26 protein-coding genes and 1 tRNA gene are annotated in these 21669 nt (G+C 35.5%); 18 read left to right on the top strand and 9 right to left on the bottom strand.

What is annotated here, in order from left to right:
* Positions 1–189: 189 nt before the first annotated feature.
* Genes DESAMIL20_RS09480 through ffh form a run of 7 tightly spaced genes read right to left on the bottom strand, consistent with a single transcriptional unit; the run spans position 190 to position 3870 of the window.
* Positions 190–729: a molybdopterin-dependent oxidoreductase gene (locus tag DESAMIL20_RS09480; protein ID WP_086034608.1), complete on the bottom strand. Its 540-nt coding sequence runs from the start codon at positions 727–729 to the stop codon at positions 190–192.
* Positions 716–1084, bottom strand: a complete 369-nt coding sequence (locus tag DESAMIL20_RS09475; protein ID WP_086034607.1) for a YraN family protein — start codon at positions 1082–1084, stop codon at positions 716–718. Before DESAMIL20_RS09475 ends, DESAMIL20_RS09480 begins: the two co-directional genes overlap by 14 nt.
* Positions 1056–1403 carry a 50S ribosomal protein L19 gene (rplS, locus tag DESAMIL20_RS09470; RefSeq protein WP_086034606.1) on the bottom strand — a complete coding sequence of 116 codons (348 nt, stop codon included), beginning with the start codon at positions 1401–1403 and terminating at the stop codon, positions 1056–1058. The genes DESAMIL20_RS09475 and rplS overlap by 29 nt, the downstream gene beginning before the upstream one ends.
* Positions 1396–2058: a tRNA (guanosine(37)-N1)-methyltransferase TrmD gene (gene trmD, locus DESAMIL20_RS09465; protein WP_086034605.1), complete on the bottom strand. Its 663-nt coding sequence runs from the start codon at positions 2056–2058 to the stop codon at positions 1396–1398. Before trmD ends, rplS begins: the two co-directional genes overlap by 8 nt.
* A gap of 3 nt (positions 2059–2061) precedes the next feature.
* A complete protein-coding gene (locus DESAMIL20_RS09460) occupies positions 2062–2292 on the bottom strand; it encodes a KH domain-containing protein (protein WP_086034604.1) in 231 nt (76 codons plus the stop codon).
* 4 nt (positions 2293–2296) lie between these two features.
* Complete coding sequence (gene rpsP, locus DESAMIL20_RS09455) at positions 2297–2533, bottom strand: 30S ribosomal protein S16 (RefSeq protein WP_086034603.1); 237 nt, start codon at positions 2531–2533, stop codon at positions 2297–2299.
* 14 nt (positions 2534–2547) lie between these two features.
* Positions 2548–3870 carry a signal recognition particle protein gene (ffh, locus tag DESAMIL20_RS09450; RefSeq protein WP_086034602.1) on the bottom strand — a complete coding sequence of 441 codons (1323 nt, stop codon included), beginning with the start codon at positions 3868–3870 and terminating at the stop codon, positions 2548–2550.
* 142 nt (positions 3871–4012) lie between these two features.
* Between ffh and DESAMIL20_RS09445 the strand changes: the two genes are divergently transcribed.
* The 7 genes from DESAMIL20_RS09445 to DESAMIL20_RS09415 all read left to right on the top strand — a co-directional run bounded on the left by DESAMIL20_RS09445 (position 4013) and on the right by DESAMIL20_RS09415 (position 9733).
* Positions 4013–4099 (top strand) — tRNA-Leu (locus DESAMIL20_RS09445).
* 21 nt (positions 4100–4120) lie between these two features.
* Positions 4121–5272 (top strand): methionine adenosyltransferase, encoded by a 1152-nt coding sequence (gene metK / locus DESAMIL20_RS09440; RefSeq protein WP_086034601.1) that lies wholly within the window; start codon positions 4121–4123, stop codon positions 5270–5272.
* A gap of 5 nt (positions 5273–5277) precedes the next feature.
* On the top strand, positions 5278–6531 hold the full coding sequence (ahcY, locus tag DESAMIL20_RS09435) for an adenosylhomocysteinase (RefSeq protein WP_086034749.1): 1254 nt from the start codon (positions 5278–5280) through the stop codon (positions 6529–6531).
* 17 nt (positions 6532–6548) lie between these two features.
* Positions 6549–7577, top strand: a complete 1029-nt coding sequence (locus DESAMIL20_RS09430; RefSeq protein WP_086034600.1) for an Mrp/NBP35 family ATP-binding protein — start codon at positions 6549–6551, stop codon at positions 7575–7577.
* Entirely contained in the window at positions 7574–8458 is an 885-nt protein-coding gene (locus DESAMIL20_RS09425) for a Ppx/GppA phosphatase family protein (RefSeq protein ID WP_086034599.1), read from the top strand. The genes DESAMIL20_RS09430 and DESAMIL20_RS09425 overlap by 4 nt, the downstream gene beginning before the upstream one ends.
* On the top strand, positions 8442–9272 hold the full coding sequence (locus DESAMIL20_RS09420) for a hypothetical protein (RefSeq protein ID WP_086034598.1): 831 nt from the start codon (positions 8442–8444) through the stop codon (positions 9270–9272). Before DESAMIL20_RS09425 ends, DESAMIL20_RS09420 begins: the two co-directional genes overlap by 17 nt.
* A gap of 74 nt (positions 9273–9346) precedes the next feature.
* Positions 9347–9733 carry a hypothetical protein gene (locus DESAMIL20_RS09415; RefSeq protein WP_086034597.1) on the top strand — a complete coding sequence of 129 codons (387 nt, stop codon included), beginning with the start codon at positions 9347–9349 and terminating at the stop codon, positions 9731–9733.
* On the opposite strand, the gene DESAMIL20_RS09410 is transcribed toward DESAMIL20_RS09415, so the two are convergent.
* Together DESAMIL20_RS09410 and DESAMIL20_RS09405 are read right to left on the bottom strand one after the other, a co-directional pair.
* A complete protein-coding gene (locus tag DESAMIL20_RS09410; protein ID WP_086034596.1) occupies positions 9714–10553 on the bottom strand; it encodes an MBL fold metallo-hydrolase in 840 nt (279 codons plus the stop codon). The two genes, DESAMIL20_RS09415 and DESAMIL20_RS09410, sit on opposite strands and share 20 nt — an antisense overlap.
* A gap of 12 nt (positions 10554–10565) precedes the next feature.
* A complete protein-coding gene (locus tag DESAMIL20_RS09405; RefSeq protein WP_086034595.1) occupies positions 10566–10871 on the bottom strand; it encodes a hypothetical protein in 306 nt (101 codons plus the stop codon).
* An 83-nt stretch (positions 10872–10954) separates the two neighbouring features.
* On the opposite strand from DESAMIL20_RS09405, the gene DESAMIL20_RS09400 reads away from it, so the two are divergent.
* From DESAMIL20_RS09400 to DESAMIL20_RS09350, 11 genes are all read left to right on the top strand, one after another.
* Entirely contained in the window at positions 10955–12448 is a 1494-nt protein-coding gene (locus tag DESAMIL20_RS09400; protein ID WP_086034594.1) for an NAD-binding protein, read from the top strand.
* Between the two features lie 266 nt (positions 12449–12714).
* Positions 12715–15108 (top strand): phosphoenolpyruvate synthase, encoded by a 2394-nt coding sequence (ppsA, locus tag DESAMIL20_RS09395; RefSeq protein WP_086034593.1) that lies wholly within the window; start codon positions 12715–12717, stop codon positions 15106–15108.
* Between the two features lies 1 nt (position 15109).
* A complete protein-coding gene (locus DESAMIL20_RS09390) occupies positions 15110–16453 on the top strand; it encodes a TldD/PmbA family protein (RefSeq protein WP_086034592.1) in 1344 nt (447 codons plus the stop codon).
* Between the two features lie 15 nt (positions 16454–16468).
* Complete coding sequence (gene truA, locus DESAMIL20_RS09385) at positions 16469–17179, top strand: tRNA pseudouridine(38-40) synthase TruA (protein WP_086034591.1); 711 nt, start codon at positions 16469–16471, stop codon at positions 17177–17179.
* An 8-nt stretch (positions 17180–17187) separates the two neighbouring features.
* Entirely contained in the window at positions 17188–17469 is a 282-nt protein-coding gene (gatC, locus tag DESAMIL20_RS09380; RefSeq protein WP_086034590.1) for an Asp-tRNA(Asn)/Glu-tRNA(Gln) amidotransferase subunit GatC, read from the top strand.
* A 12-nt stretch (positions 17470–17481) separates the two neighbouring features.
* Positions 17482–18888: an Asp-tRNA(Asn)/Glu-tRNA(Gln) amidotransferase subunit GatA gene (gene gatA / locus DESAMIL20_RS09375; protein ID WP_086034589.1), complete on the top strand. Its 1407-nt coding sequence runs from the start codon at positions 17482–17484 to the stop codon at positions 18886–18888.
* Positions 18889–18891: 3 nt separating this feature from the next.
* Entirely contained in the window at positions 18892–19254 is a 363-nt protein-coding gene (locus DESAMIL20_RS09370) for a hypothetical protein (protein ID WP_086034588.1), read from the top strand.
* Positions 19251–19553, top strand: coding sequence for a metal-sulfur cluster assembly factor (locus DESAMIL20_RS09365; protein WP_086034587.1), 303 nt, complete (start codon positions 19251–19253; stop codon positions 19551–19553). The genes DESAMIL20_RS09370 and DESAMIL20_RS09365 overlap by 4 nt, the downstream gene beginning before the upstream one ends.
* Before the next feature lie 3 nt (positions 19554–19556).
* Positions 19557–20267, top strand: coding sequence for a glycosyltransferase family 2 protein (locus tag DESAMIL20_RS09360; RefSeq protein WP_086034586.1), 711 nt, complete (start codon positions 19557–19559; stop codon positions 20265–20267).
* The gene (locus DESAMIL20_RS09355) at positions 20267–21025 is read left to right on the top strand and encodes a polysaccharide deacetylase family protein (protein ID WP_086034585.1); all 759 of its coding nucleotides are present in this window, start codon (positions 20267–20269) and stop codon (positions 21023–21025) included. Before DESAMIL20_RS09360 ends, DESAMIL20_RS09355 begins: the two co-directional genes overlap by 1 nt.
* An 83-nt stretch (positions 21026–21108) precedes the next feature.
* Complete coding sequence (locus tag DESAMIL20_RS09350; protein ID WP_086034584.1) at positions 21109–21663, top strand: acetate uptake transporter; 555 nt, start codon at positions 21109–21111, stop codon at positions 21661–21663.
* Positions 21664–21669 lie beyond the last annotated feature (6 nt).

The following is a 21669-nucleotide window of genomic DNA, read 5'->3' as shown; positions in this document are numbered from 1 at the left end:
GCTGAATTATATTTTAGATGATTCAAAAAGTCAATGAAGTAATTTGTGAGCGCAATTTCGATTATTTGGCATATTATTCGACGTAGCCTAAATGGGCAAAGAATGTGTGATTAAGTTATGTTTAAATGAGCGTAAAACAAAAATAACGCTAAAGATAAATTTACACAAAATTCTTAACAATATCTAAAATTAATCTTTTTCAAAGCGCTCTTGCAAATCTACCCTTGCCCTTGCGTTATAGCCTCTATTTTCCCAATACCCGTAAGGTTTTTTATCTGTAAATGTTAATTTTTTTAAGTATTTTACCCATTTATAAGCGTAGAGTTTTGGAGCAATAAAACGTATTGGAAAGCCTCGAGGTTTGTTTAAAACATTTCCGTTTAATTTTAGACATAAAAAGCTATCTGTGCAGTCATCTTTGTAAATAAAGCTTTTAAAACCTCCATTTGATTCTAAACCTATATACTCGAAGTTTAAAACGCCCATAATATTTATAATTTTGCCTAAACTTATACCTTCAAATTCGTTGTTTAAAACACTCCAGCCATCAACACAGTGCATATCGAGGTTTACTTTTGTATCTATTAAGTTTAATAACTGGTTGTGACTAAGAATTGTTTGTTTGTCTTTGTATACTAGCACTAAATCATTGGATGTTTTTGTGTTTGTATCTTCAATAGTTACATCAATGAAGTCTTTAACTAAATATTGTCCTTTAGGTAAAAGCATTTTCTACCCATTCTATTGAGTTGTTTTCTATGGAGATGACATCAAAACTGATATCAAATGAGTTTTCGTCTAAGTTATTTTTAAGTATAAATAATTTTGCCCCTTCTTTTATGCGTTCTTGTTTTTTGTAATTAACCGCTTCTTTTGCACTTCCAAAAGATAAAACTTTGCGCCCCTTTACCTCTACAAACGATAGTTTAGATCCTTTTTTAGCGATTATGTCTATCTCACCACCCTTGTATCTAAAGTTACGCACAACTATCACATACCCTTTTCGTTCTAAATATTTTGCAGCTATTTGTTCACATTTTTGACCAAAAAGTAAATTAAGTAATTTTCTTTTTGATTCTTGCAGATTTACCTCTTCTTTCTCTTAGGTAGTATAGTTTTGCCCTTCTTACTACACCGCGTGATACAATTTCTATTTTTTCAATACTTGGAGAGTAAAGAGGAAATATTTTCTCAACGCCCACACCATATGAGTCTTTTCTTACTGTGAATGTTTTGTTTATACCAGAACCTCTCCTTGATATAATTACACCGCTAAAAACCTGGATTCTTTCCCTTTTGCCTTCCGTGATTTTAATATGCACATTTACCGTGTCACCTGACTCTAGGTTTGGCACTTCTTTCTGCTTTGTTAATTCCTCTTCAAATGCTCTTAATTTATCCATCATAAACCTCTCTTGTTATTTTTAGTGAATTTTCTTTGCGCCATTTTTTTATTATAGTGTGATTCCCAGAAAGCAATACACTTGGAACCCTTAGGCCTCTAAACTCCGCTGGTCTTGTATACTGTGGATATTCAACAAAACCGTCTTCAAAGCTTTCTTCTTTTAGGGATTCTTGATTACCAAGAACCTCAGGTAAAAGTCTAACTATGGCATCCACTATAACACTCGCGGCTAATTCGCCTCTACTTATTATAAACTGACCAATGGATATCTTCTCATCAGCCAGCAACTTAACTCTTTCATCAAATCCTTCATATCTGCCACAAATGAAAGCTATAGATTCTTTTTTACTGTATTCTTTGGCTTTTTGCTGAGTGAATAAATTACCCTCTGGTGTCAATACAATTGTAAACACATTTTTATCTTTCGATTTTATACTATCAATGGCCTTGTAGATAGGTTCTGGCTTTAAGAGCATACCAGGCCCGCCACCATATACGCAATCATCAACTGTCTTGTGTTTATCTGTAGTAAAATCTCTAATATTGACAAACTCAAATTTTGCCAATTGTGACCTCTTAGCTTTTTTCAGTATGCCATCATCAAATATAGACTCAAAAACTTTGGGATAAATACTCAACAAGTAGATCTTCATTGTTTATTCTAGAATTTCTAAAACCGCCTTTTTACCCATTTTTGTAGAAACTGCGTTTAGCAGTGTTCTCATAGCACGGGCTGTTTTGCCTTGCTTTCCGATTACTTTACCGAGGTCTGAGTGGTCAACTCTAAGCTCAATAACCGTTGTTTTTTCGCCGTCAATTTGTTTTATTTCCACCTTATCTGGATTATCAACTAATCGTTTTGCAATGCATGAAATTAAATCTTTCATTTTGTCACCCCTTTAGTGTTTTTACTAAATTTTCAACTGCCATCGTAGGTTTTGCGCCTTTTTGAATCCAGGTATTGTACCTTTCAGTATCTAATTTAACTTTGTCTTCGGATTTTAGTGGGTCGTAGTATCCTAAAATATCCAAAGCACTGCCATCTCTTTTTTTTCGTGAGTCCATACATACGATTCTAAAGAATGCTCGTTTCTTTCTGCCAAGCCGGGTCAACCTTACAACTACCACTGTTTTACCTCCATTTACATTCTACCAAGATTTTTCATTATATGCAAAGCTTTATTTTTATCAAGGCCTTTCATCATTTTGTTCATTTCTTCGAATTGTTTAAGTAATTTGTTAACACTTTGCACATCGGTGCCGCTGCCTTTTGCTATGCGTCTTTTTCTGTTGGCATCTATGATTTTATAATTTTCTTTTTCTTTTTTAGTCATTGATTGGATAATAGCCGTTATTTTTTTCAGTTCTACTTCAAAATCATCTGTATTTGTAAGTTTTACCTTGTTTAAACCCGGTATCATTTTTATGATACTAGCAATTGAACCCATTTTTTGGATCTTTTTTAGCTGGCCTAAAAAGTCATCCAGTGTAAATTGATTTTTTTTGAGTTTTTTTTGAAGTTGTTTTTGCTCTTGTTCGTCTGTTTGGTTTTTTGCCTGTTCAATAAGCGTTAAGATATCGCCCATGCCCAGTATCCTAGAAGCGATACGATCTGGGTAAAACTGTTCTAAATCTGATATTTTTTCGCCAACGCCAATAAATTTAATGGGTTTTCCCACAATGCGTTTAATGGATAAAAGTGCACCACCCCTTGCGTCTGCATCCATTTTGGTAAAGATTAGACCGCTTATACCTATATCATCGTTGAATTTTTTTGCAATATTTACTGCTTCTTGGCCAATCATACTATCTACTACAAGTAAAATTTCATTTGGCTGCACTGTATTTTTCATTACAACTAACTCTTGCATCAGTTGTTCATCTATTTGAAGTCTTCCTGCTGTATCAATAATAACTATATCGCGACCGTTTGACTTAGCATATTCTAGACTCTCAAGCGCAATGTCTTGCGGTTTTGTGTTTTCTTTTGAGAATACAGGAATGTCTAGTTGCTTGCCAAGCGTTTGTAGCTGCTTAACCGCAGCTGGTCTGTAGATATCGCAAGCAACAAGCAAAGCCTGTCTGCCTTTGCTTTTAAGAAGTCTGGCAAGTTTTGCACATGTTGTGGTTTTTCCACTTCCTTGTATGCCAACAAGCATTACAATAAAAGGTTTAGAGTTTATAACAAAAGTTGAGCTTTCAGCGCCTAGCACTTGCGTTAGTTCTTTGTGTACAGTATCTACAATGGTTTGAAACGGTGTTAGGTTTTTTTCAATTTGCTTACCAACGAGTTTTTCTTTTAATTCTTGTTCAATTTCTTTTACAACTTTATAATTTACATCGGCTTCAAGTAGTGCAAATTTTATGTTTTTAAGAACTTCAAGCGCGTCTTGTTCTGTAATAAGAGCTTGACCTTTAATTTTTTTTAATGCATTTGCTAATTTTGCTTCTAAATCCTCAAACATACAAACCTCTTTTATAATGTATTTATTTTCTTTACAATGTCAACATAAAATTATTAAATAAATGGTTTTTATTGGTATTTTTTAAGAAAATACTTCTCTTGACTAAATACTTATTTGCAATATAATTGTTGCAACAATTTGTGCCGAAGTGGCGAAATTGGTATACGCGCTAGATTCAGGGTCTAGTGGAAGTAATTCCATAGGGGTTCGAGTCCCCTCTTCGGCACCAGGATAAATAAAAGGAGTGGGTATGAAAAATTCGTTTTATTTCACGTCAGAATCAGTGACAGAAGGTCACCCAGACAAATTGGCAGATCAAATATCAGACGCAATTTTAGATGCTATTATTGAAAAAGACAAAAATTGCAGGGTTGCTTGCGAAACGCTCTTAACTACTGGTTTGGTGCTGTGCGCGGGCGAGATAACAACGGAAAGCTATGTAGAAATACCCGATGTAGTGCGCGATACTATTAAAGAAATAGGCTATGTTAACGCAGATTACGGTTTGGATTATAAATCCTGCGCTGTAATTACATCAATTCACAGACAATCGCCTGATATTGCAATTGGCGTTACAAAGAAAAGCGGTAGAGTTGGTGCAGGCGATCAGGGTATGATGTTTGGGTATGCGTGTAATGAAACAGCTGAGTTTATGCCATTGACACTTACCCTTTCCCATAAGCTAGCAAGAAGGTTAGCTGATGTAAGAAAACAAGGAATCTTGCCATACTTAAGGCCAGATGGCAAAACACAGGTAACTGTGCGTTATGAAGATGGTGTTCCAACAAAAGTTACTGCTGTTGTAGTGTCTGCCCAGCATGAGCCCTATGTAGAGCTTGAGCGATTTAGAAAAGATATTGTAGAAAGCGTTATTGAGCATGTTATACCAAAAGATCTGTGGGACAAAGACATAAGTTTTTATATAAACCCAACGGGCAGATTTGTTATTGGTGGTCCTCAAGGCGATACAGGCCTTACAGGAAGAAAGATTATTGTTGATACATATGGTGGCGCAGCGCCGCATGGTGGTGGTGCTTTTAGTGGCAAAGACCCGACGAAAGTTGACAGAAGTGCCTCATATATGGCGCGCTACATTGCAAAAAATATCGTGGCAAGCAATATGGCTCAAAAGTGTTTGGTGCAGTTTGCATATGCAATAGGTGTTGAAGAACCGGTAAGCGTTATGGTTCAAACCTACAGCACAAGTAAGCTGCCAGAATCTGAAATCCAAAAAGCAATCTTAGAAAATCTCGATTTAACGCCAAAGGGTATTATTGACACGCTGGATTTATTGCGCCCAATATACAAGAAAACTGCAAGCTACGGTCATTTTGGAAGGAAAGAAAAGGAATTTAGCTGGGAAAAAACCGATCTAGTAGAAAAATTTAAGAGATACATGTGAGGAAAATAATGTTTGATGTAAAAGATCTTTCTTTGGCGGACAAAGGTAAACAGCGCATAGAGTGGGCAAGTCAATCAATGCCCGTGCTTGGTTTAATTCGGGAAGAATTTAGTAAAACAAAGCCATTTACTGGTATAACAATAGGTGCTTGCCTGCATGTTACAACAGAAACTGCCAATCTTATGATTACGCTAAAAGAAGGTGGTGCAAATGTTGTACTATGTGCTTCAAACCCACTTTCTACACAAGACGATGTAGCAGCAAGCTTAGTTACACATTACAATATACCAACATTTGCTATAAAAGGTGAGGACAATAATACTTACTACAAACACATAAGTGCCGTTTTGGATTGCAAACCTAATATTACAATGGACGATGGGGCTGATTTGGTTTCAAGCATACATTCAAAAAGAAAAGATTTGGCCCAAAATATTTTGGGCTCAACAGAAGAAACCACAACAGGTGTCATACGACTAAAGAGTATGGAGCGTGAAGGCGTTTTACTGTTTCCTGTTGTCGCCGTCAATGATGCAGACACAAAGCACCTATTTGATAATCGCTACGGTACAGGCCAATCTACAATTGATGGCATCATCAGAGCTACAAATAGAATGATTGCAGGTAATGTTTTTGTGGTAGCAGGCTATGGTTGGTGTGGAAAAGGCTTGGCTTTGCGTGCAAGAGGGATGGGGGCAAGTGTTATTGTTTGCGAGGTTGATCCAATAAAGGCGCTTGAGGCTGTAATGGATGGCTACAGAGTCATGCCAATGTCAGAGGCTGCGAAAATAGGTGACTTTTTCTGCACAGTTACAGGAGATATCAATGTCATAAGGCTTGAGCATTTTGAGGTAATGAAAGAGGGTGCAATAGTTGCAAATTCTGGACATTTTGATGTAGAAATTGATGTAAAAAGCTTAGAAGAAATGGCTATTCAAAAGCGCAACATCAGAGATTATGTATGTGAGTACACGCTAAAAAATACAAAAGTTTATGTACTGGCTCAAGGCAGACTTGTTAATTTATCTGCAGCCGAAGGCCACCCAAGCGCTGTAATGGATATGAGCTTTGCAAACCAGGCGCTAAGCGCAAAGTTTATTGTGGATAATAAGGGTATTTTAAATAAAAAAGTCTATAAGATACCAGCCGATATAGACAATCGTATTGCCGCTTTAAAACTCAAAGCTATGGGTGTTACATATGACTCTCTAACCCAAGAGCAGATTAAATATCTAAAAAGCTGGTCTTTTGGCACCTAAACAAGGAGGTAAAATTTATGATAGATAAAATAAAAGAGGAGCTTGGCAAGGTTTTTTATCCGGGCAAGACAAACAGCGTTATAAAAGAAGGCGTAATTGGCAATATTTCCATAGATGACGGTGTTGCTAGTATTGAGTTACTAATGAAAGAAGATAACGCAAATGCCATACAAATACTGCAAAAAAGCATACCTAGTGCTATAAAAAACATTGAAGGCGTAAAAGATGTAAATTTGATTATCAATTTGCCCAAACACGACCAAGAACCGCCAAAATTGCAGCATATTCGCTACATTTTAGCCACCACAAGTGGCAAAGGTGGCGTGGGCAAATCTACGGTAAGTGTAAATCTGGCAATCAGTCTATCCAAGTTTGGCTACAAAGTAGGGCTACTTGATGCTGATATTTATGGACCAAATATTCCACGCATGATGGGTATAGAAGGTGTACCTGTAGCGCTTGATCCAAAAAATAAAGATAAAATTTTGCCGATTGTAAAGTACGGCGTAAAGATTATCTCAATAGGTAGCATGATACCTAAAGATGCAGCTGTAATCTGGAGAGGTCCACTGATAAATCAGGTAATAAAGCAGTTTTTAAACGATGTTACATGGGATGAGCTGGATTTTTTAATTGTTGATTTACCCCCTGGCACAGGGGATGCCCAATTAACACTTGCTCAAGAAGCAAAAGTAAGCGGTGGTGTAATTGTTACAACGCCACAAACTGTAGCATTAGACGATGCGGCAAAAGCGTATGATTTTTTTGTTAAGCTTAAAGTACCTGTTGTAGGTGTTATTGAAAACATGAGCTACTTTGTGTGTCCAAAATGTGGCTATAAGGCAGATATCTTTTCTCACGGCGGTGGTAAAACTTTTGCCCAAAAGGTCAAAATACCGTTTTTAGGTGAAATACCAATAGACATTCAGATAAGAGAAGGCGGTGATGAGGGTAGTCCTGTTAGTGTATCAAATCCTGACTCTGTTGTAGCAAAAGCCTTTGCAGACGCGGCAAGAAGTATAATAGAAACTCTAAAAAATGCATGATAGCTGCAATTGATATTGGCACAAATACAATAAGGCTTGCAATTGCCGATGAAAAAACTTGCAAAATAATTTTGCGCTTGAGTAAAATTGCTAGATTAGGCAAAGGCAGCAATGGCTACTTGCAAGAAGAAAATATACAAAAAGCCCTTGATATATTAAATTACTACGAAAGTTTAATGAATCACTACAATTGCACACAGTATGTGGCAGTAGCAACAAGTGCCATAAGGGAAGCAAAAAACAAAAATGCCCTTTTGGATAAAGCCAATTTAAATATCGAAGTTATTGATGGCTTAAAAGAAGCGAGCTTCTCTCAAAAAGGCATATTATTTGTACTTGAGCACTTAAAAAAAGAAAGATGGGCGGGGTTTGATCTAGGTGGCGGCAGTTGTGAGTTTATGCTTTGTGACAAAACGCGTATTGTTAAATCATTTAGCGTGAAATTGGGTGTTGTAAAATTACTTGAGCAGTTTTGCCCTACTGATCCTCCAACAAAAGAAAACCTTCGTCTGGCTGGCTTGGAGTTTAAAAGCAAGCTCCTTCAAAATCCGATAGATTTTGAATTTGATTATCTAATAGGCAATGCAGGTACGGTTACAAGTCTTTGCGCTATGGATTTAAATTTAAAAAAGTACGATTATGATAAATGCGAAAACTACCGTCTATGTAAGAATAACGTAGAAAGACTATTAGAAGAGATGATTTCAATGGATGGTATATCTCGCTTAAAAAGGTATCCGGTGTTAGAAGAAGGCAGGGAAGATGTGATTGTAGTGGGAGCTAAAGTAGTTTTAACAATAATGGAAATTTTTAATAAAGACTGTGTTTATACCACAAACGGCAGTTTGCTTGAAGGTTTAATCGTTGAGCACTTTTGCTAAAGTTCTTATATTTTTTGCAATTTTGGGCATTTTTTTTCAATCAAAAATAGATTTTGCAAGAGCTTCATCGTGGCATATTGAGTGTAACAAAACATTGTGTAAGGCAAGCTATCTTCATATGCAACTTACTTGGAAAACTAGCAACTCTACATTAAACGGCACACTTGAGAGCGCCGAAGGCTTGCCTATTGATAATGAAGAGTTTAATATAATAATTGATAAAGTAAACTCTACTCAAACACTAAATTTACCAAAAGGTAAGTATTTAAATGAATTTATAGAGTGGCTTGGCAATATTGGCTATAGCCAATACAAAAATAACATCGATCGCTATCTAGCAGCTACTACTCAAACACTAACAATATACGAGCAAAACCAAACAGATGACTATATTTGCGCATTTTTAGCTTATAAATTTCCTCAAGAAATCTCAAAGTTAGATTTTGAGATTAATCCGCCAAATAAACCAGATCAGACCTTAATGTTTATAAAGTACCTTAGTTTGATAGATAAATCTTCTAACACGACGAAAAGCTACATTGCTGCATCTAAAGCCTATATTTACCTTACGCAAAACCCTAAAAAGTTTAATGAATATTTTAATAGTTACAAAAATTTTGTTTTAAATTATACAGCAAACCTTTACTATGAAGCGCTTGTTTCCAATATTAATGCTCAGCTTAAAGCTCAAAGCAAAGCTCAAATGTATAAGAAAATAATCAAAAGACTGCCGCTGTTTGCAGGTTTATTAGCTATTGTATGGATTGTTATTTTTGGCTATATAATAATCAATAATAAAAGAAAAAATGTTTAGAAAAACTAATGTAAAAATTAGAAATTTTAATTTGAAGGCTAGTGTTTGAGGTGTAAACTAAAAAAAGGTGGGTTATGATTAAAAAGTTATTTTTAGTGTTATTTCTGGTTTGTTTGCCTGCTTTTTCTTATGGAAATACCATTTCGCAATGCGTTAGGCAACTAAAAGGAGGTCATGTTAAACATGCTATAGAGCTAGGCAAGCTGGCTGTAGTTTTGCACTCTGATAACCCATTATCGTATATGTGCCTTGGTTTTGCATATGAAAAAGATAAGCATTATAATTTTGCAAAAGTCGAGCTTCAGCAAGCCCAAATATTAGTAAAATCACAAAAACTAAAAAATATCATTGACAATATGTTATTTAGAATTGATAATCATAACTTAAATACTATTGTTCAAAAAAAGACGTTAAAAAACAGTAATGATAATCAAACGGTATCTAATTTTCAAAACTCTTGAAGTATCGCAATAAGCCTTCAAAATTCATCTCATCTGGGTTTGCTATTTTGTACAATTGTCTTATCTGCTCATCAGAAAAAAACGTATCGATAAACTTTAAAAACTGGTTGTAATCTTGGCTGTTTTGGATAAATATTTTATACTGCATGATATGTGATGCTAACTCATCAAAATGGTTGAAGTTTGTAAAACATCCAAAATGGGTTGGGCATATAAAAGGGGCATCGTATTGCTTTAGCTTTTCAATAGACAGCATCCATTCTTTTAAGTTTATATCAGGCGGTGGGGTTGGTGGCATAATAGGCCCATCCAGTATGCGAATACCACCAGCATCCCCAACAAACATATACTCATTTATTAAAAAGCACGCATGGTGATTGGCATGCCCTTTTGTATATATGGGCAAAACCTTCGTGCCACAGATGTTAATTTCTTTTTCATCATCCACTTCGATTACGTTATCTTTATTAATAGGCTCTACATTACCAAATAACGATTTTAATTTATCTTTATAAACAATTTGGGCAGAAGAAACAAGGTGTGATGGATCAATCAGGTGTTTTTTGCCTTTTGGGTGAACATAGATTTTAGCTTTACTTTGGGCAAAGTGCCATGCGGCACCAGAGTGGTCTAAGTGGATGTGTGTGATCAGTACATGTTTTATGTCTTGTTGGTTTAACCCAAGTGCTTTTAGCTTTATAATAAGATTTTTAAATGTTGAATCTGGACCAGTTTCAACAAGTATTGGCTCTACAGCATCTATTAGAAAGCTAGCTATGGTATGCGGTGTGTTTTGAAAATTCAAATCAATAATTTCCATGATACTTCCCCTTTAAAGTTTTTTTCTTTTAAGGTTCATCTTAGTTTCATCAAAGTTATCCATTTTGTAGATGCGAATCGTATGGCTGCGTGGAAACTCAATGCGTTCTATGATTTTTAGAATAGCTTTTAACCCATCAAAATCTAGATTTATATCTAATTTTCTAAAGCCATTTTCAATTAGACGATAACTATCTTGCAGCCTTACCAATAATACACTACGGTTTCTTTTGTAGCTTCTAATATCTAAATATTGACCTACTTCTAAATCTTGCGCTTTTTGACATATTATTGTTTTGAGGTTTTCTTTTGCTATCATTGAGATTATTTTACAGCTTACTTTTTAAATTTCAAGTTAATTTTGTTGAAATGTGCTAAAATGCCTGTATAATAAAAAAACTTATGAAAGTGGTCAATTTTTTGCTAAAGCTTAGAAGTATACTGTATACAGATAAAGTTTCATCGTATATTTTCAGCTTGTTTATGCGGCTTATTTTATTTGTTTCAATTATTTCCATAATGGTGTATAAAGGCGCAAAGATTCTTGAGTACCAAACAATAAGGCCCTTTTTTACAATAATAGAAATTTTTACTATTTCTGTAATAATTATTGAGTTTATTATCAATTATGCTACTTTCATTGCTGTATTGATAAAAAAGAAAGAATTCAGCTTTAAGGCTTTTTTAAATCAATTTATCAATACGTTATTTTTGGCTAATATTATAGCTATGATACCTTTTTACATATTGCCGTACCCTTATACATTGCTTGTTGTACTTGCAAGACTATTGCAGTTTGGCCGGTTTAGTAAAAAGATACAGGAACTTTTAGATGTTATAAAAAACAGTTTTTATGAGCTAACCTGGTTTTTTACTATTTTTGCATTTTTTTTGTTTGTATCATCAATTAGCATATATATTGCAGAAAGTCCTTACAACCCTGCCTTTAGGTCTTTGTTTAATGCTGTTTGGTGGTCTATTGTTACAGCCACAACAGTAGGCTACGGCGATATAGTGCCCATAACCAAAACAGGAAAAATTATAGCATCTTTTTTGATGATATTTGGCATTATAAGCATTGCAATGTTGACCGGTATTATTACATCTGCTTTTACGCGTAAGATTATAGAGTCAAAATTAAACAAGGAGGCTACCATGCAAAAAAAAATAAACGAGCTTTTAAACCACTATATTATTTGTGGATTTGGCAAAATTACAAGTCTTGTAGCTGAAGCACTGAAATCAAACAATCAGGACTTTGTTATAATAGAAAAGGATAAAGACAAGGCAAACGATGCTATAGATCATGGATATTTAGCTGTCAATGCCGACGCAGCAGATGAAACGGTGCTTATGCAAACAGGCATTATGCGCGCAAAAGGCATTGCAATTTTAACGAACTCTGATGCTGAAAACCTATATATTTTAATGAGCGCAAAAGAACTCAATAAAGATATCTTTGCTATAGCACGTGTAAATGCCAGAGAAAACGAAGAAGAAGCGATAAAAAGATTTAAAAGGCTTGGTGCAACAACGATTTCCCCATACCACGCATCAGCTACAAGGGTAGCTAGAATGATTTTAGCCCCGCACGCAGCAGATGCGCTTTTTAGTATTGCTGGCTCAAGGGAAGCTATAGAAATTGATGAGATCGGGATACCAAAAGGCGGTATTTATGACGGTAAGATGATAAAGCAAACCAACATAAGATCCACCTACAATCTTATGATTATAGCTTTAGCACAAGAGGTATTTAATCCAAACGAGCAAAAAATAGAAAAGAAGCTTAAGTTTAACCCAAGTGGAGATGATATCATTGATGCAGACACCATATTAATTTGCGTTGGGCTGAGTCAAGATTTGCAAAGATTCAAAAAGGACATAGGGTCAACTTGACCCTATGCTTATTAATAGCCTTGTAGGGTATAGTGGATTGGATGAATTCTTGATGATTTGTGTGGGACTTTAGCAAATTGCGTTTGCAGACAAAGCTAAAATTAAAGCGCTGCCTAAAAAAACTTTTTTTAACACAAAAACCTCCTTTTACATTTTTTGCAATCATAACAATCATAATATGTATTCATAAAATTTAAGTCATTTATATTTGAATTTTAGCGTTCTTTCTGATAATATTCATTTAAAAGTAATAAGTGGAGGGGAAAATGAAATTTATAAAATGGCTTGATGAAGTGTCAATTAGCGATGTTGGCTTAGTCGGCGGGAAAAATGCCTCTTTAGGCGAAATGATACAAGAACTTAAAAGCGAGGGTGTTAGTGTGCCATATGGGTTTGCGCTAACTGCACAATCTTATTGGTATTTATTAGAAAGTGCTAATATCAAAGATAAAATTCAATCTACACTTAAAAACCTTAATACAAATGATATAAATTATTTACAAACAAAGTGTGCTTTAGTTAGGCAAACGATAGAACAGGCCAAGCTACCTGAAGATTTACTAAAAGAAATAAAAGAAGCCTATATCAAGCTATCCAGCATGTATTCTACACAAAATGCAGATGTTGCAGTAAGGTCGTCTGCTACAGCAGAGGATTTGCCTGATGCCTCATTTGCAGGTCAGCAGGATACGTATCTCAATGTAATAAGCATAGATAATGTTATAAAGTATGTAAAAAAATGCTATGCATCTATTTTTACAGATAGGGCTACATCTTACAGACACGATAAAGGGTTTAACCATTTTGATATCGCATTGTCTGTGGCAGTTCAAAAAATGGTGCGCTCTGATAAAGCTGCAAGTGGCGTAATGTTTAGTATTGACACAGAAAGCGGTTTTGACAAAGTAGTGGTAATCAATGCAAGTTATGGTTTGGGTGAGCTTGTTGTTGCTGGTAAAGTAAACCCAGATGAATTTATGGTGTTTAAGCCAACGCTTGGTAAAGGGTTCAAATCAATAATAAAAAAGAATTTAGGCTCAAAGCTATCAAAGGCAATATATGACGAGACAGGCGGTATTAAAGAGGTAGAAACTACAGATCAAGAAAGGTTGTCTTATGCTTTAAGCGATGAGGATATATTAACGCTTGCATCGTGGGCAGTTAAGATTGAAAACCACTACACAAAAAAACGCGGGCACTACTCGCCTATGGATATAGAGTGGGCTAAAGACGGTGAGTTAAATCAGTTATTTATTGTTCAGGCAAGACCAGAAACTGTGCACTCTCAAAAAAATTTGAGCATTATGGAGACCTACAAATTAAAAGAAAAAGGTAAAATTATAACAAAAGGCGTTGCCGTTGGCAGCAAGATTGCAAGTGGTGTTGCGCGTGTATTGCTAGATGCAAGTAAAATTTCTGAGTTTAAAGAAGGCGAAGTGCTTGTAACAGACATGACAGACCCTGATTGGGAACCAATAATGAAAAAAGCAAAAGCAATTGTTACAAATCGTGGTGGCAGAACGTGCCATGCTGCTATTATATCAAGGGAGTTGGGTGTGCCCGCCATTGTGGGCTGTGGCAATGCTACCAATGTAATAAAAGCGGGTGATGAAATTACAATTTCGTGCGCAGAGGGTGATGAAGGCTTTGTATACAAAGGTAAGCTTGACTTTGAAGTTGAAACACTTGATCTATCATCTCTGCAAAGGCCAAAAACTCAAATTAAACTTAATTTAGGAAACCCAGCACTTGCCCTATCGTCTGCAAATATTCCAAACGATGGGATTGGTCTTGCAAGGATGGAGTTTATCATAAGTTCATTTATCCAGGTTCACCCGCTTGCGCTTATTCACTTTGACGAGCTAGGAGATAAAGAGGCAAAAAAACGCATCAAAGAGCTGACACAAGGCTACAGCTACAAGCCTCAGTATTTTATAGATAAATTGGCGCAAGGTGTTGCTCTTTTGGCAGCAAGTGTTTATCCAAAACCTATTTTAGTTAGAATGAGCGATTTTAAAACAAACGAATATGCCAATTTAATAGGTGGAGCTCAGTTTGAGCCCGAAGAAGAAAACCCTATGATCGGTTGGAGGGGTGCATCGAGGTATTATTCAGACAATTATAAAGAAGGTTTTGCACTAGAGTGTCTTGCAATGAAAAAGGTTCGCGATGAGTTTGGGCTTACAAATATCCAGCTTATGATACCATTTTGCAGAACACCAGAAGAAGGCAGACAAGTTGTTGAAGAGATGCGGAAAAACGGTCTTGTTCAAGGTGAAAATGGCCTTGAAATTTATGTTATGGCAGAAATCCCAAGCAATGTTGTATGCGCAGACGAGTATGCTCAAATCTTCGATGGTTTTTCTATTGGGTCAAACGATTTAACGCAATTAACACTGGGTATTGATAGAGATTCGGGTCTTATTGCCCATTTATTTAACGAAAGGCATATTGCGGTAAAACGCATGATTTCAATGCTAATTAAAACCGCGCACAAGCATAATAAGAGTGTGGGTATCTGTGGTCAAGCGCCCAGTGATTTCCCAGACTTTGCGGAATTTTTAGTTGAAGAGGGCATTAATTCTATGAGTCTAAATCCAGATAGCGTTATGTTAACAACATTAAAAGTCCTTGAAGTAGAGAAAAAATTGGGTAGGTAATATGTACGAAGATTCATTTGGCTTACTAAAAAATGCTGGTTTTGATTTTTTTGACATTTATATGGAAGATTCTTTTACGCGTACAATAGAATCGAAAAATAGGCAAATAGAAAATGTAAATTTCAGCACAGACAAAGGTGTTGGCATAAGAGGCGTAAAGGAGTTTTCTACACTTTTTGCATCAACCAATAATACCTCGCAAGAAAGTGTGTATAAAAAAACGAAGTTTATATGTGATGTGATCAGTCCAAAAGAAGGTATTAATATAGTTGAAATGCCTCAAATGAGCATTTATTCTTACAAAGGCTACCCTACAGACCTTGATTCAGTTAAAGGGATAATTGATACGGTCAATACCATAGCGTACAAAAGCCCATACATTATCCAGGCAAGCGTAACATACTCTGATAAACTTAAAGAGATTGCAATTTTAAACGAAGAGGGCAATCTTTTACGGGAAAAACGCACATATACGCTTTTGTATATAGAACTTGTTGCTAGGCTTGATAATATATTACAAACTATCAGAAAGCCACTGTCTGCTATGGGGGGTTTTGAGTTTTTAGAAGGCATAAATTTTGAAACTCTAACGCACGAAATGGTAGAAAAAGTTGAGCAATTACTTAAAAGCCCCCACTTAGAGCCCGCTTTAATGAGCGTTGTGCTAGACTCAAGCGCGGGTGGCACAATGATACATGAAGCGGTAGGCCATGGTTTAGAGGCTGATTTAGTATTTGAATCAATGAGTGTTTATAAAGATAAATTGGGTACAAAGGTTGCAAATGAAAAGATAACCGTTGTTGACGATGCATGTGTGGAAAAGGCACGTGGATCGTTTGTTTTTGATGATGAAGGCACGCATGGTATGCGCAAAATCCTTATCAAAAATGGCGTACTTAATGACTATATGTTTGATAAGATGTATGCAAAAGCAAATAACAGACTTTCAAATGGGGGTGCACGCAGGCAATCATACGCATATGTACCCATTCCGAGAATGTCTAATACATACATATTGCCAGGAAATGATAATAAAGAAGCAATAATTGGTAGCATAGGACATGGTTTGCTTGTTAAAAAAATGGGCGGTGGACAAGTTAACCCCGTGACGGGAGATTTTGTTTTTGAAGTGTCAGAAGGCTATCTTATAGAAAAAGGCAAAGTAAAGCACATGGTAAGAGGAGCGACACTTATTGGCAATGGGCCTAAAATTTTGCAGGAAATTGATATGGTTGGCGATGATTTTGGCACAGAAGTGGGCACATGTGGTAAAAGTTCTCAAGGTGTGCCTGTAACAGATGGTGAGCCTACGCTTAGAATACCAAAAATTATGATTGGAGGCTAATATATTCACTATAAATTGAAGATATCATACGACGGCACTGGTTTTTTTGGGATGCAAAGGCAAAAAAATAAGCCTACCATTCAGCAAAGTCTTGAGTATGCACTTAAGCAGCTATTTGGTGCTGATATAAATATAAATTATGCAGGAAGAACAGATACAGGTGTACATGCACTAGGCCACGTGGTAGATTTTTTTGCCGACAAACCGCTAGATTTAAGTGTCGTCAAAAGAGCTTTAAACGCATTGTTACCATCTCAAATTCGTGTTACTGGTGTTTTTTTAGCTTCAGATGATTTTCATTCGCGCTATAGTTGTATTTTTAGAGATTATGTGTATATTATCAATACTGCGGAAGTATGTATGCCGTTTTTAAAAAACTATGTATGGCACGTCCCAAAATTAAATATTTCAAGATTAGATGAGGTTAAAGGTTTGTTTGTTGGGTATAAAGACTTTGCACCATTCTCAAAAGCTTCTATGGGCAAAAACACAAACCGATTAATTCAGTACGTTAGGATTAAGCAAAAGAGCTTTTTTGTGATGATATTTATTAGGGCAAACGCATTTTTGCGTGGTATGGTAAGGTTAATGGTTGGCACTATGGTATCCTACTCAAGAGGATTAATTACTAAAGATCAAATTATGCAGATCTTTGAAAGGTCAGGAAGCTCGCATTTGCTAAAAGCGCCAGCGTGTGGTTTGTACTTTAAAAGGGCAATCTATTAGAGGTGTGTATGATTAATAAAGAAGAATTAAAAAAATTAGAAAAATTGGCGAAATTAAAATTTAAAGACGAAGAGATTGAACAATTTAATAGACAGTTAAACGATATTTTAGAATACATGAAAGAGCTGGATGAACTTGATTTGTCAAGTGTTGATGCGCTTTTAAATCCGCTTTCAAGCGTTAATTTCTTTAGGGATGACAAAGTAGAAAAGGCTTTTAGTGTAGAAGAAATACTCAAAAACGCACCCCACGCCTTTGATAGGTATTTTGTAGTACCAAAGGTTATTTAATGGAGAAATCGCATGATTGAAAAACCCTTACATGAATTACTCGATCTCATTCAAAAAAAAGAAATAACAGCAAAAGATATCTTTGATGAATTGCTTGCACATATTAAGGCAAGGAGTGCAGATATAAATGCATATATAAGTGTAATTGAAAACTTTACACAAAAAGACGGCGGACTTAATGGTATGCCTATTGCCGTAAAAGACAATATTATGTTAAAAGGTACAAAAACCACATGTGCATCAAAAATACTGTCAAATTTCGAAAGTATCTATGATGCAACTGTTATAGGAAAACTAAAACAATCTGGTGCCAATTTTATTGGAAAAACAAATATGGATGAGTTTGCTATGGGCTCATCATGTGAAACGTCATTCTTTGGACCCGTAAAGAATCCATGGGATAAGACGCGTGTGAGCGGTGGCTCAAGCGGTGGCTCTGCGGCCGCTGTAGCATCAGGTTTAGCCATTGCTGCTTTAGGCTCAGATACGGGCGGGTCTATTAGGCAGCCTGCTAGTTTTTGTGGTGTTGTTGGCCTTAAGCCCACATACGGGCGTGTTTCAAGGTATGGCCTTGTGGCTTTTGCTTCAAGTTTAGATCAAATTGGGCCAATAACGAGGGATGTTAATGATGCATGTTTGCTTCTTAATATCATTGCGGGTTTTGATCCAAAGGATTCTACTTCTGTAAATATTGAAGTGCCAAATTACTTAGAGAGTTTAAGCGAAGATTTAAAAGGTGTTAAAATTGGCATTTATGAGTCCGCGTTAGGTTCTGTCCCAGATTATATTGCGAGCTCTATAGAAAACGCAATAGATACTTATAAAAAACTTGGGGCAAGTATCCAAAAAATTGATTTGCCTCACATTAAGTACTCTATATCAGATTACTATATTTTAGCCTGTGCTGAAGCATCGAGCAACTTAGCTCGCTTTGATGGTGTAAAATATGGATTTAGAGCTAGTGGCGAATCTTTGGAAGAAATGTATGTAAACACAAGAAGCGAAGGTTTTGGTGCAGAAGTAAAGCGCAGAATAATGCTGGGCACATATGTGCTCTCAAGCGGTTATTACGATGCTTATTATGTACGTTCTCTAAGATTGAGAAATCTTATCAAGAAAGATTTTGATAATGCCTTTAGCCAAGTGGATGCTATTATTTTACCCACTACCCCAAGCGATGCGTTTAAGATTGGCGAAGTGACAAAACCTCTTGATATGTATTTATCTGATACATTTACAATTTCAGCCAACCTTGCAGGTATTCCAGCGATTAGTGTGCCATGTGGGTTTAGTAAAAACAATTTGCCGCTTGGCTTGCAAATCTTGTCAAATGCGTTTAGAGAGGATATATTGTTAAAAATTGCATATGCATTTGAGCAGCAACATGATTTTCATAAAAAAATACCTATAATGGAGTAAAAAATGAAAGATGTTTGGGTGAAAGTTGACCTAATTAATGGCGAAAGTTACATTGGAACGATAGAAAATATCGACAGCGATGATTTGTTGTCTTTTTTGGATGAGCAAAGCTACTGGGGTATAAAGTTAGAAAATGTAAACACATACAAAGAAGTAGACGGGAAAATAATTATTGAACCTCTTGATGCTAAAGATTCTATGTTTGATGGTCGCTTAATTATCATGAGCCCAGAACACATATTAACGATTAAATTTCTAAAAGATGAAAGTGAAATTTTAGATAAATTAAATATAAAAAAACTCAAAATCAAAAAGAATAAGCGCAACGTTATAGCATTTAAGTTGTTAAAAAAGGAGAATAAATGAAATTAAAACCTAGTGAGATCGCAAAAGCACTTGAGGAAGTATATGATCCAGAGTTGGGTCTAGATGTTGTATCTTTGGGATTTTTATACAGTATTTCAGTAGATGATGACAATGTAGTGGTAGCAACTATAACTTTGACAGTGCCAGGATGCCCACTTCACATACCTATAACTGAAGATATCAGAGAAAAAATCATGGAACTTGGCGCTAAAGATGTGTTTGTGGATGTTGTCTGGGATCCGCCGTGGAACCCTTCTATGATGAGCGAGGAAGCAAGAAAACGCCTTTTGGGTGAGTAAGTAATGAGTATAGGATGCGCTATTATAACCTACAACGAAGAAGATAGCCTAGAGCGCACCCTAAAAAGCGTAGAGTTTTGTGATGAAATTGTTGTTGTAGACTCATACAGCACAGACAATACTGTTAATATTGCAAAAAAATATACTGACAAAGTTTTTTTTAACAAATTTCTCAATTACGGTACACAAAAGAACTTTGCAATTGAAAAATTATCAACTGATTGGGTATTAAGTATTGATGCAGATGAGGTTGTTGGGAAAAACCTAAAAAACGAAATACTAAAGGCTACCCAAAATTCTTTGTTTGATGGCTACTATATAAAAATTCAGCTTGTTTTTTTGGGTAAAGCTTTGCATTTTGGCGGTGCACAAAACTGGCACTTAAGATTGTTTAAAAAAAAATTGAAATTTAGTGAGTCTTTCGTTCATGAAAAGGTTCAATCTACAAAGGCCTCCCATTTAAAAGGAAAAATTTTACATTACAGCTATAAAAACTTAAGTGATTACATTGAAAAATTAAATAAATATACAACTATTTCTGCTTCGTTAAAAAGAAAAAATAAAATACATCCTCTCTTGCGTTTTAATTTAGAGTTTTTTAAACGGTTCATTCTTCGTGGGGCTTTTTTTGACGGCTATGAAGGAACACTTTATGCTTTGCTTTCCAGTTTTTATCAGCTTATTAAATATGCCAAAGCAAAAGAGCTTCAATAATGGTTATTATTGCACTCCTTTTTCTTGCAATTATCGTTTTTTTGTTGCGCTATAATTTTTTTCGCTTGCCTAAAAAAGGTCTTGTAGTTTTATTATACCATAGTGTTACTGATAAAAAGAGTTTTACAAGTCTGGATAAATTCAGCGTTAGTATAAGTAAATTTGAAAAGCAAATCAAATTCTTAAAAAAAATGGGTTATGAGTCTGCTAGAACAGAAAATATTGACGAAATTTTAACAAGTGAGCTTTATAAAACAAAAAAGTATGTATTGATAACATTTGATGATGGTTATAAAAACAATTTAGATGCAGCAGAAATTTTAAAAAAATACAATTTTAGTGCAATTTTTTTTATAGCTACTGGGTATATTGGAAAATCTCTTGATAATACACCAATGCTTGATGAAAATGATATTGAGCGTTTAATTAGTCTGGGTATGGAAATTGGGTCGCACTCTCATTTGCATATTAAATTGTCAGAATTACCACAAGAAGAGATTATTGATAATATCAGGCAGTCTAAACAAATATTATCTAAGCTTGGAAACATCGATGATTTTGCATATCCTTTTGGAAACTATGATAACATGGTTATTGGTGTACTAAAATCTTATCATTTCAAAAGAGCCTATATCATAGGTCAGTCAGTTAACACAGCGCAGTATAATCCATATTTAATCAAAAGATCTATTATCCGTAAGTCGACAAATTATTTAGATTTATACTTAATATTAACGCGTGGTCGTTCACGTATATAAAAACCAATTAATTTTTCGCTTGACATTTACATAAATTTAATATATTTTATATTCTAAAGAAATTTTTTTTGGGGAGGTTTTATATGGCTGATGGGAAAATGTCTAACCCTGGAGCAGTAGGATTAGGAGCGTTTGCTCTCACGACATTTGTTCTTAACTTGGCTAATGCTGGTTTGGTCCCTGCAGCGTTGTTTGCTGTGTTGCCTTTGGGTTTGTTTTATGGTGGCTTGACTCAGTTTGTTGCTGGTTTTTTTGAGTTTAAGACGGGTAATACATTTGGTATGACGGCTTTTACTGGTTATGGTGCATTCTGGATTGCACTTGCCTTTTTAATCTACATGGGGCCAATTTGGCACTGGATCCCTGATGCAGCATTTGGCGCAGCTTTGGGTGCGACACTTATTGCATGGACAATATTTACTGCATTCATGACAGCTCTTGTTTTTAACACAAAGCACACTACTGTTATTACAATCTTTGTTTTGCTGCTTATTTTGTTCATACTGCTTGATATCGGTCACTACACTGGATCCCAAGCTATTACAACTTTTGCTGGCTATGAGGGTATAATCACAGCTTTGGCTGCATGGTATGGCATGTATGAAGCTATTAAGGCACAATTTGATTTAACCACATAATTAATT

The organism is Desulfurella amilsii (assembly GCF_002119425.1).
GTDB classification, from domain to species: Bacteria; Campylobacterota_A; Desulfurellia; order Desulfurellales; family Desulfurellaceae; genus Desulfurella; species Desulfurella amilsii.
This window is presented reverse-complemented; position numbering and strand designations above follow the sequence as displayed.